We start from the raw sequence: 17,607 nt of genomic DNA, 5'->3' as shown, positions 1-17,607 counted from the left end.
CTCCGCCCCGCCGGGGCCGTCCCGCGGCGGCCGGCTCCCCCGGCCGGGGCCGCTCCGCCGGGTCAGGTGGGACCGCCGTCGCGCAGCGTCTCGAGGGCGAAGGAGAGGTCCGGCGGGTACGGGCTCTCGTACTCGACGGGCTCCCCCGTGCCGGGGTGCTCGAAGCCCAGGCGCTTGGCGTGCAGCCACTGCCGGGTGAGCCCGAGGCCGGCCGACAGCGCGGGGTCCGCGCCGTAGGTGAGGTCCCCGCAGCACGGGTGGCGCAGCGCGGAGAAGTGCACGCGGATCTGGTGGGTGCGGCCGGTCTCCAGGTGCACCTCGACGAGCGCCGCCCGGCCGAAGGCCTCCAGGACCTCGTAGTGGGTGATCGACGCGCGGCCGCCGTCGACCACGGCGAAGCGCCAGTCGTAGCCGGGGTGGCGCCCGATCGGCGCGTCGATCGTCCCGCGCAGCGGGTCCGGGAGGCCCTGCACCACCGTGTGGTAGACCTTCGTGACCGTCCGGTCCTTGAAGGCTCGCTTGAGCGCGGTGTACGCGCGCTCGGTGCGGGCCACGACCATCAGCCCGGACGTGCCGACGTCGAGCCGGTGCACCACACCGGCCCGTTCGGGGGCGCCGGAGGTGCTCACGGTGACGCCCGCGCCCGCCAGGGCCCCTACGACGGTCGGTCCCTTCCAGCCCGGCGAGGGGTGCGCGGCGACGCCGGGTGGCTTGTCGATCACCACGATGTCGTCGTCCAGGTGCACCACGCGGAAGTCCTCGACCAGCTGGGGCACGATCCGTGCCGGGTCCCCGGGGACGGGCACGTGCACGGTGAGGGTCTGCGAGGCCTCGACCCGGAAGGACTTGGCGACGGGCCGGTCGCGGTGCAGCACGCGACCCTCGGCGCAGAGCACGGCGGCCGCGGAGCGGGAGAGCCCGGTGAGGGCGGCCACGGCGGCGTCCGCGCGCTGGCCCTCGAGCTCGGGCGGCACGGTGAAGCGCTCCTGCACGTGCTCCTCGGGCTCAGCCACGGGTGCCCTCCTCCTCCGGCGAGGCCTCGACCCGCTGCGCGTCCGGGGCGCCCGCGCCCGTGCGGGTGCCGTCGAGCTCCCGGCCGAGCAGCGTCAGGAGCACCACGAGGGAGACCCCCACGACCACTCCGCAGTCGGCGATGTTGAAGATCGCGAAGCGCGGCACGGCGATGAAGTCCACCACGTGGCCCATGCCGGAGCCGGGCTCCCGCAGGAGCCGGTCGGTCAGGTTGCCGAGGGCGCCGCCGAGGACGAGCCCCAGGGCCAGGGCCCACGCGGCCGAGCGGACGCGGCGGAGGGTGAGCACGATGAGGACGGAGACGACCACCATCACCAGGGTGAAGACCCAGGTGATGTTCTCCCCCAGGGAGAACGCGGCACCGGGGTTGCGGATGAACTGCCACCACAGCAGTCCCTCGACCACCGGCGTCCGCTGGCCGAGCTCCATGGTCGCGACGACCCACCACTTGGTGAGCTGGTCCGCGGCGTACACCAGCAGCGCGGCGGCAGCGGCGAGGAGGAGGACGCCCCGCGGGGTCCGGCGGTCGGGTGCTCCGGCGGGGACTTCGGGGGACTCGCTCATGCTCTCCTCGGGTGGCGGGGCGGGGATCGGGCCCGCCCCGGGTGGCGGGGCGGCGGGGACGTCGGTCCCGTTCCATGGTGCCACGTCCGCCCGGGAGCCATCCGCCCCGGGAGCGCCCCTCCAGGGGCGGCCCGGGGCGGGCGACGACGGAGGGACCGGCACGTGGCCGGTCCCTCCGCGGGGTGCGCGTCGCGGCGCGGCGGCTAGGCCTGCTCGGACCGGACCGGGCCGGCGGGGCTGTCCGCGGCCGGTGCGGGCTCGAGGGACGGGGTGGTGTCCAGGTCCTGCAGCTGGTCCTGGATGTACGCCTTGAGGTTGGTGCGGTAGTCCTGCTCGAAGGCGCGCAGCCCCGAAACGCGGGCCTGCAGCTCGGCCTGCTCATCCTGGAGGGCCGTGAGGGTCTCCTCGCGCGTGCGCTGGGCGTCCGTGACGAGCTCCTCGGCCCGCTCGCGGGCCTCGCCGACGATCCGGTCCCGCTCGGCGGTGCCCTCGGCGACGTACTCGTCGTGCAGCTTCTGGGCCATCGCCAGGACGCCGGCCGCGGACTGCGCCGCGCCGGAGGTGGGCGCGGTCTCCGCGGGGACGGTCTCGCCGGCTCCGGTGCCGGCCGCGGCGGGCGAGGTCCGCTCCACCGCCTCCTGCGGCGCACCGCCGGTGACCGGGGCGGGCGCCTCGACGGTGTCCCCGGCGGTGTCCTCGGCGACCGGGAGGCCGGGCTCGGAGACGGGCGACGGCGCGGAGTCCTTGGGAGCGACGGGCTGCCCGGCGGCCTCGAGCTGCTGCTTGAGGTCGCTGTTCTCCTGGTTCAGGCGGCGCAGCTCCACGACGATCTCGTCGAGGAAGTCGTCGACCTCGTCCTGGTCGTAGCCCTCCCGGAACTTGGTGGGCTGGAACCGCTTGTTGATGACGTCTTCGGGCGTCAGAGCCATGGGTGCATTCCTTCGTGGGCGGAGCGCGGGCGCGGCCCGCGGCGGGGGATCCGTCCGACCGGGGCCGGGGCGGCGCGGTGGCCGGCGCCCGGTGGTCGTGCGGTTACAGCGTACAGGCCGGTCTCCGGCGGGCCGGGTCGGACCGGCACGGGATCAGACCAGCACTGCGTCAGACCAGCATCGAGCCGATGATGCCCTGGACGATGCTGACGGCGAAGATGAGGATGAGGAACCCGAGGTCCAGCGACACCCCGCCGAAGCGCAGGGGCGGCACGATCCGCCGGAGCCACCGCATCGGCGGGTCGGTGACGGTGTACACGGCGGAGGCTCCGACGAGGGCGGCTCCGCGGGGCCGCCAGTTGCGGGCGAACATCTGCACCCAGTCGAGCACGAGGCGCGCGAGCAGCGCGACGTACACGAGGTGCAGTGCCAGGTACAGCACGGAGAGCAACAGGTCCATCGGTCCGCCTCAGTCCTCCTGGTGGTCGTCGGTCTCGTCCTCGCCGCCGGCGGGGTGCCCGACGACCTCCACGTAGGACGGGGTGAGCAGGAAGACCTTGCCGGTCACCCGTTCGATGGAGCCGTGCAGGGCGAAGACCAGGCCGGCGGAGAAGTCCACCAGGCGCTTGGCCTCGGCGTCGCCCATGTCACTGACGTTCATGATGACGGGCGTGCCCTCGCGGAAGGCCTCGCCGATGGACTTCGCGTCGTTGTAGGAGCGGGGGTGGACCGTGGTGATCGTGCGCAAGGTCGAGCTGTCCTCTCGAGAGCTGGAGGGGGCGCGTTTGATGGGGGTGACCGGCGCCCGGTACTCGGCCGACCGGCGCGGCACGGCCACTGCGGTGGACTCGTGGGCGCGGGCCTCGCGAGGCTCCTCGCGGACCGCGGCGGTGGGCTGGTGCTCCTGGCGGGACGGCGTCGGCTCGTCGTAGTCCTCGTCCGTCTCGGCGAGGCCGAGATAGATCATGGTGCGGCGCAACGCTCCGGCCATGGTGCTCTCCTTGACTGTCTGTGCGGATATCGGCGGTGGGGGGAGTTCCGGGATCCTCGGACCGCCCTGCGCCCGTGGTGCTGCCCGGAACGCGGTACGGCCCTGGCCCCGCGGGGCCGTCCTCCAAGCTATCCTACGGGCGCCCGGGGCCCGAGGATATCGGAGCCGACGCGCACGTGCGTGGCTCCCCGGGCGACCGCCTCCTCGAGGTCCTGGCTCATGCCCGCGGACACGGCCGTGGCCTCCGGGAGGGACCGCCGCAGCCGCTGCGAGAGCTCCTGGAGGCGGTCGAAGGCGGGCCCCGGGGGCGCCCCCAGCGGGGCGACGGCCATGAGGCCCCCGGCCCGCAGCCCCTCGGTGCCGGCGATCTGTTCGGCGAGCCCGACGACGTCCTCGGGGCGGGCGCCGCCGCGGCGCTCCTCGGCGTCCAGGGACACCTGGACGAGGCACGTCAGGTCCTGCTCGGCGCACGGCCCGGGGGCCGCGTCCCCGGCCGCCACGGCCTTTCGGTGCCGCTGCACCGCCTTGCCGAGGGCCGTGACCAGGGAGGCCCGGTCCACGGAGTGCACCCACGCCGCGTAGCGCACCACCGATTTCGCCTTGTTGGACTGGAGCTGGCCCACGAAGTGCCAGGTGAGGGGTCCGTCCACGAGTCCGGCCACCTCCCGCGCCTTGGCGGCGGCCTCCTGGTCCCGGTTCTCCCCCACGTCCCGGACACCGAGCTGGTGCAGCCGGGCTACGTCAGCGGCCGGGAAGAACTTCGTCACGGCGACCAGCACGGGCTCCTCGGCCGCCCCGCTCCCCCGCGCCGCGGCCGCGATCCGGGCACGCACCCGGTCGAGGGACCGGGCGAGCTCCAGGGTTCGCGGATCGTCGCCGCCGGGGGCGGCGGCCGGGTCGGCGCTCACGCGGCGCCCTCCCCGCGGGGACCGGGGCTCCAGACGAGACCGACGATGCGGCCGGAGCCGGGGTCCCTCCGGTGCGAGGACAGCCGCTCGTTCTCGAGGGTGCAGGAGGAGCCGGCCCCCGACGGCTCGAGGACGGCGACCCCGAGGGCGGACAGCCGCTCCCGGGCCCCGGCGCGCAGGTCGAGGGCAGGGGTGCCCCAGGACGTCGTGGTGGCCACCGCGGGGATCCGCTCCGCGGACTCCTCGCGCATGGCGGCCGGCACCTCGTAGCAGCTGCCGCAGATCGAGGGACCGAGCCAGGCCGACAGCCCGCTCGCGCCCCGGGCCCGCAGCTGCTCGACCGCGCGCTCGAGCACGCCCTCGAGCAGTCCGCGGCGCCCGGCGTGCGCCACGCCTGTGAGCGGGCCTCGGGGCCCTTCCCCGACGAGCACGACGGGCACGCAGTCGGCGACCATCACGGCCAGCGGGACACCCGTCGCCGTGACGGCGGCGTCCGCGGTCGGCACGGCCGGCCGGTCCTGCCGGTCCGCGTCGGCGACGTCGGTGCCGTGCACCTGGTCGAGGAACACCAGGGAGCCCTCGGGGACGCCGATCGACCGCTCGAGCGCGGCCCGGCGGGCCCGCACCGCGTCCGGGTCGTCGCCCGTGTGCAGGGCGAGGTTGCCTGCGCCGCGGTCCGTGAACGCCACCCGGACGCCCTGCCCGACGTCGTCCTGCCACCAGAGCACCGGGTCCTCCTGTCGTTGCTCGTCGTGTCTCGTCGTGCCGCCGGAGGAACCGGCGGCGGGGCTTAACGCGCCCTGGGGGCGGACGCGGGTCCACCGCGTCCGCCCCCAGGGGGCCGGACTCACTTCAGGAAGTCGGGGAAGTCCAGGGAGTCCTTGCGCCCGGAGCCCGCCCCGGCGCCGGCCTCCGCCTCGGCGGGCAGGTCGACGTCGAAGCCGGCGTCGTCGGGCACGTCGTCGTTCTGCACCGGCTGCGCCCACCGCTGCGAGGTGGAGGGCTGGGCGAAGGACGGGGTCCCGCCGCGCTGCGGCGCACGGCCCACGCCGGCGGGCTGACCGGCGCCGGACCCGAAGGCCGCGCGCGTGGTCGCCGCCTGCTGGGCGGCCGCGTTGGTGTTGTTCGCGTTGGTCTCCGGGCTCACCGAGTCGAAGCCCGCGGCGATGACCGTGACGCGGGCCTGGTCACCCAGGGCGTCGTCGATGACCGCGCCGAAGATGATGTTCGCCTCGGGGTGGGCGACCTCCTGGACCAGACGGGCGGCCTCGTTGATCTCGAACAGCCCGAGGTCGGAGCCGCCCTGGATGGACAGGAGCACGCCGTGGGCGCCGTCGATCGAGGCCTCGAGCAGCGGCGACGCGATGGCGAGCTCGGCCGCCTTCACGGCACGGTCCTCGCCCTGCGCGGCGCCGATGCCCATGAGCGCCGAGCCGGCGCCCTGCATCACGGACTTCACGTCGGCGAAGTCGAGGTTGATCAGGCCCGGGGTGGTGATCAGGTCCGTGATGCCCTGCACGCCGGAGAGCAGCACCTGGTCCGCGGACTTGAAGGCGTCCAGCATGGACACGTTGCGGTCGGAGATGGACAGCAGCCGGTCGTTGGGGATCACGATGAGGGTGTCGACCTCGTCGCGCAGCGTCTCGATCCCGTTCTCCGCCTGGTTGGACCGGCGGCGGCCCTCGAAGGTGAACGGGCGGGTGACGACACCGATGGTCAGGGCGCCCAGGGAGCGGGCGATGCGGGCGACCACGGGGGCGCCGCCGGTGCCGGTGCCGCCGCCCTCGCCGGCGGTCACGAAGACCATGTCGGCCCCCTTGAGGACCTCCTCGATCTCCTCGTGGTGGTCCTCCGCCGCCTGGCGGCCGACATCGGGGTTGGCGCCGGCGCCCAGACCGCGCGTGAGCTCGCGCCCGACGTCGAGCTTGACGTCGGCGTCGCTCATCAGCAGGGCCTGTGCGTCCGTGTTGATCGCGATGAACTCGACGCCGCGCAGCCCCTCCTCGATCATCCGGTTGACGGCGTTGACGCCGCCGCCGCCGATTCCGACGACCTTGATGACGGCCAAGTAGTTCTGGGGGGTGGAGGAGTCCATGGGTACCTAACTGGAGATGGTTCGGGTCGGGGATGGCGAGCCGTTTCTCAACCTTCTATCGAAGGTCGAATCTCATGCCGTCAGCTGCTCCCCCGGCGGGTTCGATGTCGGGGTCAAGCCTAACAACGACGGGGACCACCTGCACGACAAGCCATACCGCTTTCGACACTTTTCGCCAAAACCGCAGGTCGTGCTGCGTTTCGGCCGCATTCTCGACCTCTGGTGGAACGTGAGGTCCGGTGTCGTCCCTCAGCGCACCACGGGACGCGTCGGGCTCGACACGTCGTAGGTCTCGACGCCGCTGCCGGCGCCGCGCGCCTCGACGAGCTCCCGGAGGACCTGCGACTTGAGCTCGCTGTCCTCGGCGGTGCCCCAGACGACCGTGCGGCCGTCGGTGAAGGCCAGCTCCACCGAGGACAGCGACTCGGCCGAGGCGGTGCGCAGCTGGGCGAGGACGGACTCCGGCAGGGCGGCCAGCACGTCCGCGATGGCCTCGAACCGTTCGCCCTCGAGCACGTCGCGCCCGCCCGTGACGACGGGGACGCCCGCCGCCTCCGCGGAGCCGGCGGTCATCAGCTCCACCCCCTCCGAGTCGACGACCACGAATTCCCCGTCGTCCTCGATCGCGGCCACGGGCACTCGCTCGCGCAGCGCGACCACGAGGTGGTGCGGGGGCTCGAGCAGGACCTCGATGGAGCGGACCTGCGGGATCCGCCCCACCCGCTCCCGCACCTCGTCCTTGGAGATCCGCGTCAGCGGGACGCCCCGATAGGCCTCGAGCGCGGACTCGACACGAGCCGGGTCCGTCAGCTCCGCGCCGCGCACCGAGATGTCCCGCACGGCCAGCGCCGGGGAGAGGAACAGGACGCCGGCGAGCACCGCCAGGGCGGCGAGCACCCCGAGGACCGCGCCGATCCGCCGGCGCCGGCGCCGGGCCCCCGGTGAGGCGGGAAAGGCCACCACCGTGGCCCCCACGGCTGCGGCCCCCACAGCCGTGGAACCGGCCCGCGGAGGCTCGTCCACCGGGGGGAGCCGGGAGGCGGTGAGCGTGCGGGTGGCGGCGCGCTCCTGCCGGTGCCGCCGCCAGGCGCTGAAGCGCCCGCCGGCGGCCGGGACCTCCTCGAGGTCGTCCTCGTCGGCCAGGGGCGTGACCTTGGTCCCGTCGTTCACGCGCACGCGCACGCGCCCGCCGTCCGGCGCGGCCGCCCCGGAGGCGGTGCTCCCGGACCGCGGCGGGCCCCCGGGGCCGGCCTGCGGTCCGGGGTCGCGCTCGGGGGCGCGGTCCGCTGCTGTCTCCGGCACGGTCCCGTCGGCGGGCCCGGGAACGCCGGAGTCCCCGGCCGGGTCCCCGAAGCGGGGCTGGTGCGGGCGGCCGTGCCGGCTCATCAGCGGGCCCCGAGGCGGTCCACGAGCCGGGGCCCGAGGGCGGTGACGTCCCCGGCGCCCACCGTGAGCACCAGATCCCCGGGGCGTGCGGCCGCCGCGGCCTCGGCGACCGCGTCGGCGCCGTCCGGCACGTAGCGGACGTGGGCGGGGGCGCGGTCGGTGACGATCTGGCTCGTGAGGCCGTCGACGGGCTGCTCCCGCGCGGCGAAGATGTCGATGACGAGGGCCTCGTCGGCCAGCGCCAGGGCATCGGCGAACTCGGCCGCGAACTCGCGCGTGCGGGAGAACAGGTGCGGCTGGAAGATCGCGATCACCCGGTGCCCGGACGCGACCTCCCGCGCGGCCGTGAGCGCCGCGACCACCTCGGTGGGGTGGTGGGCGTAGTCGTCGAAGACCCGGACCCCGTCCACCTCGCCCCGCAGGTCGAAGCGCCGGGCGGAGCCGTGGAAGCCGGCCAGCCCGCGCACCGCGTCCGCGGGCGGGACGCCGGCCTCGACGGCCACGCAGAAGGCGGCTGTCGCGTTGAGGACGTTGTGCCGGCCCGGCACCACGAGCTCGAGCCGCTCCTCGCGGCGGTCGGCGCCCTCGCCCAGGAGCAGGGTGCTGCTGGTGCGCATCCCGTCGGCCTCCCCGGGGAGCACCTGGACGTCGGAACCCGGGTCCGTGCCGTAGCTGACCACCCGTCCGCCGGCGGACCGGTGGCGCTCCGCGAGCTCCCGCGAGCCGGGGTCGTCCTGGCAGGCCACGAGCAGCCCGCCCGCGGGCAGGGTCGCGGCGAACTCGTCGAAGGCCCGGTAGAAGGCCTCGCGGGAGGCGTAGTAGTCGAGGTGGTCGGGCTCGATGTTGGTGACCACGGCGATCCGCGGACCGTATGCGAGGAAGGAGCCGTCCGACTCGTCGGCCTCGGCCACGAACCACGGGCCCGTGCCGAGGGCGGCGTTGGAGCCGAGGTCGGCCACGTGCGCGCCGATGGCCCAGGAGGGCTCCAGCCCGGCGGTGTGCAGCGCGAGCGCGGCCATGGCGCTGGTGGTCGTCTTGCCGTGCGTGCCGGCCACCGCCACGACCGCGCGGCCGTGCATCGCGGCCGCGAGGGCCTCGGAGCGGTGCAGCACGCGCAGCCCGGCGGCCCGGGCGGCGGAGTACTCGGGGTCCTCGGGCGGGATCGCGGTGGACACGACCACGGTCTGCGCCCCGTCCACGTGCTCGGCGCGCTGGCCCACGTGCACGGTGGCGCCCAGGTCCTGGAGCTGGCGCAGCGCCGGGGAGTCCTGGCGGTCGGAGCCGCTGACCGGGACCCCGCGGGCGAGCATCAGCTTGGCGACGGCGGACATCCCCGCGCCGCCCATCCCGATGAAGTGGACCCGGCCCAGCAGGGCGGGGTCGGTCTCGTGCTCAGCGCTCACCGGGGACCTCCTGGAGGATCATCCGTGCCAGCACGGTGTCGGCGTCGCGCACGCCGTGGGCGCGGCTCGCGGCGGCCATCGCGGCGAGGCGGCCGGGGTCGGCCAGCAGGGGGTGTACGTTCCGGCGGTACCAGTCGGGGGTGAACGCGTCGTCGGCGACGAGCTGCGCCGCGCCGGCCGCCACCAGGGAGGCGGCGTTGAACGCCTGCTCGCCGTTGCCGACGGGCAGCGGGACGAACACGGCGGGCAGGCCGACGGCGGCGACCTCCGAGACGGTCGCGGCACCGGCGCGGGCCACGAGCAGGTCCGCGGCGGCGTAGACGCGCTCCATGCCGTCCACGTACTCGACCTGCACGTAGCCGGGGGCGCTCAGCGGCGCGCCGTCGTCCCGGGTGAGCTGCTTGCCCCGGCCGGTGACGTGGAGGAGCTGGTAGCCGCGCGCGGCGACCTCCCCGACGACGCCGGCCACGGTGCGGTTCATGGCGAGGGCGCCCGAGGAGCCGCCGGTGACCACGACGGTGGGCAGGTCGGGGTCGAGCCCGAAGGACCGGCGGGACTCGGCGCGCAGCGCCTCCCGCTCCAGGTGGGAGATCTCCCGGCGCATGGGCATGCCGACGGTGACGGCTCCGCGCAGCGGGGTGCCGGGGAACGCGGCGGCCACTGTCCTGGCCCAGCGCGCGCCGACCCGGTTCGCCAGACCGGGGCGGGCGTTGGCCTCGTGCACCACGACGGGCAGCCCGCGCCGGGCGGCGGCGAGGTAGACGGGGGTGCAGACGTAGCCGCCGACGCCCAGCACCACGTCCGGCCGGACGCGGTCGAGGATCTCCCCGGCCTGCCGCACGGCGCCGAGGAGCCGCCCGGGCAGCCGGACGAGGTCCACGGACGGCCGGCGGGGCAGCGGGACCCGGTCGACGAGCTCGAGCGCGAGCCCGGCCTGCGGGACGAGCCGGGTCTCCATCCCGGACGCGGTGCCCACCGCCGTGAGGCGGGCCTCCGGTGCCTGCTCCCGCAGCGCGGCGGCCACGGCCAGGAGGGGGCTGACGTGCCCGGCGGTGCCCCCGCCGGCCAGCAGGACCGACGGCGCGGGGCCTCCGGTGGTGGGTTCGGACGGTGTCATGCGCGATCCTCGTTCGGGGTGCGGGGGCGGGGGGTGGGGACCTGGATCCGGCGCGGCAGCCGGGTGAAGGACATCACGACGCCGACGGCCGCGAGGCTCATCAGCAGCGACGACCCACCGTAGCTGATGAACGGGAGGGGGACGCCGATCACGGGCAGCACCCCCGTGACCATGCCGATGTTGATGAACGCCTGGCCGACCAGCCAGGTCACGATGCAGGCGGTGGCGATCCGGACGAAGCCGCTGCGGGCGCGCAGGATGACGCGGGCCATCGCCAGGGCCATGACCGCGAAGAGGGCGAGGATCAGCACCGTGCCCAGCAGGCCCAGCTCCTCGCCGATGATCGAGAAGATGTAGTCGTTGTGCGCCTCGGGGACGTAGTTGTACTTGAGCCGGGACTGGCCCAGCCCCACGCCCCACCAGCCGCCCGAGGCGAGGGCGTTGAGCCCCTGCTGGGACTGGTAGCAGGCGTCGGTGGCGCCGCACTCGCCGAACAGCCAGCCGGTGATCCGGTCCACGCGGTGGGGCGCGGTGGCCACGGCCAGCGTGCCGACCAGCGCGGCCCCGGCGGCCGCGATCGCGAACAGCCGCAGCGGCGCCCCGGCGAAGAACAGGGCGGCCCCGTAGATCAGCACGAAGACGAGGGCCGTGCCGACGTCGTCGCCCGCCACGATCATCGCGGCGGGGATCCCGATGCCCAGCCCGGACGGCCACAGGGCCTGGCGCCAGTCGCGCACGGCGTCGCCCTGCCGGGCCAGGACCATGGCCAGCCAGATCGCCACGGCGAGCTTGGCGGCCTCGGACGGCTGGAAGCTCTGCCCGCCCACCACGATCCAGTTCCGGTTGCCGTTGATGTCCTGCCCGAGCGGGGTGAAGACGAGCATGAGCAGCAGCACGGCGAGGACCAGCAGTCCGGTGGCGCCCCGGCGGTACCAGGCGGTGGGCACGAAGGACAGCGCGAACATCAGGACCACGCCGATCCCGCCGAAGGTGGCCTGCTTGACGAAGTACGAGTACGCGGACTCCTGCGCCGAGATCGACTCGACCGCCGAGGCGGAGAGGACCATCATGATGCCGATGGCCGTCAGCAGCAGCACGGAGCCGGCCAGCGCGTAGTAGGAGTGGATGAGGGGGCCGTCCACCAGGGCACGCCAGAAGCGGCGCGCCCCGCCCAGGGAGCCGCGGGCCGTGTGCGCGAGCCCCGCCCGGTCCTGCACCTGCGTCACGAGAGCCGTCCCACGAGGTCCGCGACCTCCCGGACGAACGCGTCACCGCGGTGGGCGTAGGAGCTGAACTGGTCCATCGAGGCGGACGCCGGGGCCATCAGCACCGTGTCGCCCTTCCGGGCGACCTCGTGGGCGAGCCGCACCGCCTCGCCCATCACGGCGTCGCCCGCCGCGGGGCCTGGACGCTCGGCGGTCCGCAGGACGGGGACCTCGGGGGCGTGCGCGGCGAGCGCGGCCAGCAGCGAGTCGTTGTCCGTGCCGATGAGCACCACGGTGCGCAGCCGGCCGGCGTGCCGGGCGACGAGCCGGTCGTAGGAGACGCCCTTGGACAGGCCGCCGGCGATCCACACCACGGAGTCGAACGCGGCCAGGGCCGCGTCGGCCGCGTGCGGGTTGGTGGCCTTGGAGTCGTTGATCCACAGCACGCCGTGGGTCGTGGCGACGGCCTGGATCCGGTGGTCGCCGGGCTCCCAGGCGCGCAGCCCCTCCCGCACGGCCTCCGGCGGGGCGCCGGCGGCCCGGGCCAGCGCCGCGGCGGCCAGCGCGTTGGCCACGCCGTGGGGCGTGGGGAGGGGGCCGGTGTCGGTGATCGAGGCGAGTTCGAGGGCGGAGCCCCGGCGGTCGTCGAGGAAGGCGCGGTCCACGAGCAGGTCCTCCACGACGCCGAGCATGCTGACGTCCGGGGTCTCGAGGGTGAAGCCCACGGCGCGGCAGCCCTCCACGACGTCGGCCTCCTCGACCATGCGCACGGTCTCGGCCTGCTGGGCGTTGTAGACGCACGCCACCCGGGTGTGCTCGTAGATGCGGGACTTGTCCGCCACGTAGTTCTCGTAGCCGCCGTGCCAGTCCACGTGGTCCTCGGCCACGTTGAGCACCACGGACGCCAGCGGCGACATCGAGGACGTCCAGTGCAGCTGGAAGCTGGAGAGCTCCACGGCGAGGACGTCGTGCTCGACCGGCTCGCGCAGCGCGTCCAGGATGGGGGTGCCCACGTTGCCGACGGCGGCCGCGGTGAGCCCGGCGGCCTGCAGCATCGACGCGGTCATCCCGACCGTGGTGGTCTTGCCGTTGGTGCCGGTGATGCACACCCACTCGGCGGTCTTGCGCCCGGCGCGCTCGCGCACCCGCCAGGCGAGCTCCACGTCGCCCCAGATCTGGACGCCCTCGGCGGCCGCGGCGGCCAGCAGGGGGTGGTCGGGCCGCAGCCCCGGGGACGTGACGACCAGGTCGGGGCGCTCGCCCTCGACGTCGGGCACGGCCCCCTGGGCCGCCTCCCCCAGCAGGACGTCGGCGGCGCCCACGATCCGCAGGGTGTCGGCCTTCGCCCGGTTCTCCGGGGTGTTCGCCCCGTCGACGACGACGACGCGGGCGCCGAGCTCGACCAGGGTGTCCGCGGCGGCGAAGCCCGACAGGCCGATGCCGGCGACGACCACGCGCAGCCCGGCCCAGTCGGCGTCCCACGTGGTGAGCCCGGCCAGGCGCGGCCGGTCCAGGACGGGGTTGTCGTTGCTCGCGTGGATCATTGGATCATTCCTCCGTGGGAGAGCAGCCAGTCGCCGTAGAAGACGCCGAGCGCGGCCGCGACGAACAGCCCGGCGATGATCCAGAAGCGGACCACGATGGTCACCTCGTTCCAGCCCTTGAGCTCGAAGTGGTGCTGCAGCGGCGCCATCTTGAAGATGCGCTTGCCGCCGGAGAGCTTGAAGTAGCCGACCTGCAGGATGACGGAGACCGTGATGATCACGAACAGCCCGGCGATGAGCACCAGCAGCAGCTCGGTGCGGGTGAGCACCGCGAACGCGGCGAGCGCGCCGCCGAGGCCCAGCGATCCCGTGTCGCCCATGAAGATCTTCGCCGGGGAGGTGTTCCACCACAGGAAGCCCACCAGGGCCCCGACCAGCGCGGCGGCGGTGAGGGCGAGGTCGGCGGCGTCGCGCACCTCGTAGCAGACCCCCTCGGCCACGGTTCCGCACAGGTGGGTGTTCTGCCACATGGCGATCAGCAGGTAGCCGCTGAACACGAGGATGGACGCCCCGGTGGCGAGGCCGTCGAGGCCGTCGGTGAGGTTCACGGCGTTGGTCGTGGCGGTGGCGATCAGGTTCACCCAGATCACGAAGAGGACGGCCCCGACCGCGGTGCCGGCGAAGGCGAGGTCGAGGGCGGTGTCCCGGGTGATGGAGATCGCCGAGGACGCGGGGGTCGTGCCCTGCGGACCGGGCACGAGCAGCACGAGCAGGGCGAAGGCGGTGCCGATGAGGCCCTGGAGGACGATCTTGCCCACGGGGCTGAGCCCGAGGTTCTGCTTCTTGGCGATCTTCTTGTAGTCGTCGATGAACCCGACGAAGCCCATGCCCAGCATCAGCAGCAGCGCGGAGAGCCCGGAGAGGGTGACGCCCCCGTAGGAGGGCCACAGCATCCCGGAGATCAGGTGTGTGAGCGCGTAGGCGACCACCACGGAGCCGAGGATCGCCACGCCGCCCATGGTGGGCGTCCCGCGCTTGGTGTGGTGGCTGGTGGGCCCGTCGTCCCGGATGAACTGGCCGTAGCCGCGCCGGGCGAGGAACTTGATGAAGGCCGGGGTGCCGAAGAGGGACAGGACCAGGGCGAAGCAGGCCGCCATGAGGATCTGGATCATGCCGGCTCGTTCCCGTCCGCGGAGGGGCCCGGGGTGGTGGGCCTCCCGCTCGGGTCGAGGGAGGCGTTGACGAAGGGACCGGCCGAGCGCCAGTGGTCGCCGTGCGCCGGGGCGTCGTTGCCCGGGGCGGGTCCTCCGGCGCCGTCCCCGGCGTCGGCCGCGACCCGGTCCCCCAGGACCCGGAGACCGGCGGCGTTGGAGGACTTGAAGAGCACGATGTCACCTGGTGCGAGCTCCTGGCGCAGGATCTCCTCGGCGTCCTCCGCGGTCGCCGCCCAGGTGGCCTCGTTGCCCCACGAGCCCTCGAGCTGGGCGGCGTCGTAGACCGGGCGGGCGAGGTCGCCCACGGCGATCAGCTTGGAGATGTTGAGCCGGACCACCATGCGGCCCAGGGCGTCGTGCTCCTCGATCGTGCTGTCGCCGAGCTCGAGCATGCCCCCGAGCACCGCCCAGGTGCGGCGGGGCGCGGACCCGGCGGAGCCGCGGCCCAGCTGGGCCAGGGTCTGCAGCGCGGCGCGCATCGACTGCGGGTTGGCGTTGTAGGCGTCGTTGACCACCGTGACGCCGTCGGCCCGCTCGGTGCGCTCCATCCGCCACCGGCTCGCGGCGCCCTGGGCGTTGAGCGAGGCCGCGATCCGCTCCGGGGCGACCCCGGCCACGAAGGCCGCGGAGGCGGCCGCGAGCAGGTTGGAGACGTGGTGCTCCCCGATGAGCCGGGAGACGACCCGGTGCGCGGAGTTGTCCGGGAAATGCAGGCGGAACTCCGGGCTGCCGCCGGGCCCGAGCCGGATCTCGGAGGCGTGCACCCGGGCGGCCGGGACGTCGGGCAGCGCGTTCGCCGGGGACTCCCCGAAGAACAGCACGGGCGCGGCGGTGCGGCGGTGCATCTGGCGGACCAGGGGGTCGTCGTCGTTGAGGACCGCCACGCCGTCGGCCCGCAGGGACTCGACGAGCTCGCCCTTGGCGCGGGCGATGTTGGCGACCCCGCCGAACTCGCCGGCGTGGGCGGAGCCCACGCACAGCACCACCCCGATGTCGGGACGGACCATCCGGCACAGGTAGTCGATGTTGCCGATCCGGGTGGCGCCCATCTCGATGATGAGGAACCGGGTGTCCGGCTCGGCCTCGAAGACGGTCAGCGGCACGCCGACCTCCCCGTTGTACGAACCGCGGGGCGCGACCGTGGGACCCTCCGCGGCGAAGATGCCCCGCAGGAGGTCCTTGGTGGTGGTCTTGCCGACGGATCCGGTGACGGCGATGACCTTCACCTCGTGGTCGGCGCGCAGCTGGGCCACGACCCAGGCGGCCAGCCGGCCCATCGCCTCCACGACGTCGGGGACCAGCACGCCCGGGTACGTGACCCCCGCGGCGTCGGAGACCTCGTGCTCGACGAGGGAGAGGACGGCGCCGGCGGCGAAGGCCGCGCCCACGTACTCGTGGCCGTCGGTGACCTCCCCCGGTTTGGCGACGAACAGCGTCCCGGGACGCGCCTCGCGGGAGTCGGTCGCGACGTGGCGGACGACGGGCGCCGCGGCGGCGGCGCCGACGGCGCGCCCGCCGGTGATCTGCGCGAGCTGTGCGGCGGTGAGGTCGATCATCGGTTCTCCCAACGGTCCTGCTGCCCGTCGGCCAGCGCGGCCCGCAGCTCTTCCCTGTCGTCCAGCGGGTGGTCCACGCCCCGGATCTCCTGGACCGTCTCGTGCCCGCGGCCGGCCACGAGCACGGAGTCGGTGCGCCCCGCCATGGCCACCGCGGCGCGGATGGCCACGGTGCGGGGCTCGAGCACGAGCACCTCCTGGGCCCGGGCGCCGGCGGCGCGGGCCGCGAACGCCCCGGCCGCGACCTCGGCGCGGATCGCGCCGGCGTCCTCGTCGTGCGGGTCGTCGTCCGTGATGATCACCACGTCCGCGTGGCGGGCGGCGATCTCCCCCATGACCGGGCGCTTGGAACGGTCCCGCTCCCCCGTGGCGCCGAAGACCACGATCACGCGGCCCTCCTCGTCGGGCGGTTCGACGGCGGCGAGCGCGCGGCGCAGGGCGTCCGGGTTGTGCGCGAAGTCGACGACGGCGGTGGGCTGCGTGCCGATGAGCTGCATCCGCCCGGGCACGTCCGTGGTGAGGGGGTCCGCCTCGTCGAGGACGCGCTGCACGTCGACGACGTCGACCCCGGAGGCCACGACCATGACCACGGCGAGCGCGGCGTTGGCCACGTTGAAGTCGCCCGGCAAGCCCGTGGACACGCGCAGCGTGCGGCCGTCCCGGTGCCGCAGCGCGAAGGAGTGCCCGATCCCGCGGCGGGTCAGGCTGGTCAGCGTCCAGTCCGCGCCGTGCCGGCCCGGTCCGGCGTCCCGGTCCCCCGGCACGCCGCCGCGCAGGGCGATCGTGTCGACGAGGTCCGGGCCGAGCCGCTCCCGCGCGTGCTCGGCCATCCGCAGGCCCCAGACGTCGTCCTCGTCCTGGACCACGACGACGGCCCGGCGGGTCCGCTCCGGGGTGAGCAGCTGGGCCTTGACCGCGAAGTACTCGTCCATCGACCCGTGCAGGTCGAGGTGGTCCTGGGTCAGGTTGGTGAACCCGGCGACGTCGAAGCGGACGCCGTCCACCCGGTGGAACTGCAGGGCGTGGGAGGAGACCTCCATGGACGCCGCGGTGATGCCGCGCTCGCGCATGAGCGCCAGCAGCGCGTGCACGTGCGGGGCCTCCGGGGTGGTGAGCCGGGAGGGGATCGACTCGTCGCCGGCGAGGATCTCGATGGTCCCGATCAGGCCCGTGCGCCGGCCCAGGGCGCGGAGCACCGAGTTGGTGAAGTAGGTCGTGGTCGTCTTGCCGTTGGTGCCGGTCACCGCGAACAGGGCCGGGGCGGTCCCGTCCTCCGGCCGGGAGCCGTAGATGCGTGCGGCGATCGCCCCCACGGACCGGCGGGGGTCCGGGGCCTCGACCACGGGCAGCCCGATGCCGGCGTCCCGGAGGATCCCGGCGCCCTCGGCGTCGGTGAGCACCGCGGCGGCGCCGGAGCACTGGGCGGCCGCGGCGAAGCGGGCGCCGTGGGTGCGGGCGCCGGGCAGCGCCGCGTAGAGGTCACCGGGGCGCAGTTCCCGGGAGTCCAGGGAGATGCCGGTGACGTCCACGGCGCGGGACGGCGCCGTCCCGCCCGCGAGCCGGGCGATCTCCGCGAGGCTCAGCGGCCGGGGGCGGGCGGGGCGCATCGTCTGCGCGTCGTGTCCCTGCTGGGCTGTCGCGTCCATCAACGTCCTTCGTGGTCTGGGCGGCGGGTAGGTGGTCCGCCGGGAGCGGGGGGCAGGCCCGGGGGGTGGCCGGGCAC

16 protein-coding genes are annotated in these 17,607 nt (G+C 74.7%); all 16 read right to left on the bottom strand.

Features of this window, described 5'->3' with window-relative positions; all coding sequences use genetic code 11:
• Positions 1–62 precede the first annotated feature (62 nt).
• The 16 genes from RF647_RS07390 to RF647_RS07315 all read right to left on the bottom strand — a co-directional run bounded on the left by RF647_RS07390 (position 63) and on the right by RF647_RS07315 (position 17,530).
• The gene (locus RF647_RS07390) at positions 63–1,013 is read right to left on the bottom strand and encodes an RluA family pseudouridine synthase (protein WP_368811184.1); all 951 of its coding nucleotides are present in this window, start codon (positions 1,011–1,013) and stop codon (positions 63–65) included.
• Entirely contained in the window at positions 1,006–1,596 is a 591-nt protein-coding gene (gene lspA, locus RF647_RS07385; protein WP_017833677.1) for a signal peptidase II, read from the bottom strand. Before lspA ends, RF647_RS07390 begins: the two co-directional genes overlap by 8 nt.
• 203 nt (positions 1,597–1,799) lie before the next feature.
• Positions 1,800–2,525 carry a DivIVA domain-containing protein gene (locus RF647_RS07380; RefSeq protein ID WP_368811183.1) on the bottom strand — a complete coding sequence of 242 codons (726 nt, stop codon included), beginning with the start codon at positions 2,523–2,525 and terminating at the stop codon, positions 1,800–1,802.
• 169 nt (positions 2,526–2,694) lie between these two features.
• Positions 2,695–2,985 carry a YggT family protein gene (locus RF647_RS07375; RefSeq protein ID WP_017833679.1) on the bottom strand — a complete coding sequence of 97 codons (291 nt, stop codon included), beginning with the start codon at positions 2,983–2,985 and terminating at the stop codon, positions 2,695–2,697.
• Between the two features lie 9 nt (positions 2,986–2,994).
• Positions 2,995–3,516 carry a cell division protein SepF gene (locus RF647_RS07370; protein ID WP_017833680.1) on the bottom strand — a complete coding sequence of 174 codons (522 nt, stop codon included), beginning with the start codon at positions 3,514–3,516 and terminating at the stop codon, positions 2,995–2,997.
• A gap of 128 nt (positions 3,517–3,644) precedes the next feature.
• Entirely contained in the window at positions 3,645–4,424 is a 780-nt protein-coding gene (locus RF647_RS07365) for a YggS family pyridoxal phosphate-dependent enzyme (RefSeq protein WP_368811182.1), read from the bottom strand.
• The gene (locus RF647_RS07360; protein ID WP_368811181.1) at positions 4,421–5,152 is read right to left on the bottom strand and encodes a polyphenol oxidase family protein; all 732 of its coding nucleotides are present in this window, start codon (positions 5,150–5,152) and stop codon (positions 4,421–4,423) included. The genes RF647_RS07365 and RF647_RS07360 overlap by 4 nt, the downstream gene beginning before the upstream one ends.
• Positions 5,153–5,271: 119 nt before the next feature.
• Positions 5,272–6,519 (bottom strand): cell division protein FtsZ, encoded by a 1,248-nt coding sequence (ftsZ, locus tag RF647_RS07355; RefSeq protein ID WP_035924051.1) that lies wholly within the window; start codon positions 6,517–6,519, stop codon positions 5,272–5,274.
• 249 nt (positions 6,520–6,768) lie between these two features.
• Positions 6,769–7,905 (bottom strand): cell division protein FtsQ/DivIB, encoded by a 1,137-nt coding sequence (locus RF647_RS07350; RefSeq protein ID WP_368811180.1) that lies wholly within the window; start codon positions 7,903–7,905, stop codon positions 6,769–6,771.
• The gene (gene murC, locus RF647_RS07345) at positions 7,905–9,308 is read right to left on the bottom strand and encodes a UDP-N-acetylmuramate--L-alanine ligase (protein WP_368811179.1); all 1,404 of its coding nucleotides are present in this window, start codon (positions 9,306–9,308) and stop codon (positions 7,905–7,907) included. The genes RF647_RS07350 and murC overlap by 1 nt, the downstream gene beginning before the upstream one ends.
• Positions 9,298–10,425 (bottom strand): undecaprenyldiphospho-muramoylpentapeptide beta-N-acetylglucosaminyltransferase, encoded by a 1,128-nt coding sequence (gene murG, locus RF647_RS07340; protein ID WP_368811178.1) that lies wholly within the window; start codon positions 10,423–10,425, stop codon positions 9,298–9,300. The genes murC and murG overlap by 11 nt, the downstream gene beginning before the upstream one ends.
• A complete protein-coding gene (gene ftsW, locus RF647_RS07335; RefSeq protein WP_368811177.1) occupies positions 10,422–11,651 on the bottom strand; it encodes a putative lipid II flippase FtsW in 1,230 nt (409 codons plus the stop codon). The genes murG and ftsW overlap by 4 nt, the downstream gene beginning before the upstream one ends.
• The gene (murD, locus tag RF647_RS07330; RefSeq protein ID WP_368811176.1) at positions 11,648–13,174 is read right to left on the bottom strand and encodes a UDP-N-acetylmuramoyl-L-alanine--D-glutamate ligase; all 1,527 of its coding nucleotides are present in this window, start codon (positions 13,172–13,174) and stop codon (positions 11,648–11,650) included. The genes ftsW and murD overlap by 4 nt, the downstream gene beginning before the upstream one ends.
• Positions 13,171–14,286 carry a phospho-N-acetylmuramoyl-pentapeptide-transferase gene (mraY, locus tag RF647_RS07325; protein ID WP_368811175.1) on the bottom strand — a complete coding sequence of 372 codons (1,116 nt, stop codon included), beginning with the start codon at positions 14,284–14,286 and terminating at the stop codon, positions 13,171–13,173. Before mraY ends, murD begins: the two co-directional genes overlap by 4 nt.
• A complete protein-coding gene (murF, locus tag RF647_RS07320) occupies positions 14,283–15,884 on the bottom strand; it encodes a UDP-N-acetylmuramoyl-tripeptide--D-alanyl-D-alanine ligase (RefSeq protein WP_368811174.1) in 1,602 nt (533 codons plus the stop codon). The genes mraY and murF overlap by 4 nt, the downstream gene beginning before the upstream one ends.
• A complete protein-coding gene (locus RF647_RS07315) occupies positions 15,881–17,530 on the bottom strand; it encodes a UDP-N-acetylmuramoyl-L-alanyl-D-glutamate--2,6-diaminopimelate ligase (RefSeq protein ID WP_368811173.1) in 1,650 nt (549 codons plus the stop codon). The genes murF and RF647_RS07315 overlap by 4 nt, the downstream gene beginning before the upstream one ends.
• Positions 17,531–17,607: the final 77 nt, after the last annotated feature.

The organism is Kocuria sp. CPCC 205263, from assembly GCF_040981075.1.
GTDB lineage: Bacteria > Actinomycetota > Actinomycetes > Actinomycetales > Micrococcaceae > Kocuria > Kocuria rosea.
This window is presented reverse-complemented; position numbering and strand designations above follow the sequence as displayed.